The 335-nt window shown below is 36.7% G+C and carries 1 protein-coding gene; it reads right to left on the bottom strand.

The genetic code is table 11. The features are described 5' to 3' along the window. Positions 1–335 (bottom strand): hypothetical protein (locus FDW96_RS02865; RefSeq protein WP_212732848.1); only part of this gene is annotated, 335 nt, incomplete at both ends.

Here is a 335-nt window from a genome sequence, read left to right on the forward strand (position 1 = left end):
TTTAACACGTTCAGCAAGTGATTGCAATTTATAAACCATTACAGGTTCAAGAGTATCAATAGTGAGAGCTGCAGCCTGTTCTACTTTTTGTTGTCCGTCTTTGTGGAGATTTGCTTCATTAGCTGAATCAAATGAGCGTGATACGAGCAAAGCGCCGACATTTGTAACACGGAATACTTTGAACACTGGGTTAGTATTTAACAAAACTGTGTTGATTGAATCAACCAATTTACGTGGAAGCTCAAAAGTTTTATCTGTGATAGTTACACCATTTTCAGCAAGTTTTGCGCTCCAAGCGTTTTTAATTTCTGATTTTCCAGAGTTCTTTTTCAATA

The organism is Citrobacter sp. TBCS-15, from assembly GCF_005280815.1.
In the GTDB taxonomy this organism is placed as follows: Bacteria; Pseudomonadota; Gammaproteobacteria; order Enterobacterales; family Enterobacteriaceae; genus Citrobacter; species Citrobacter werkmanii.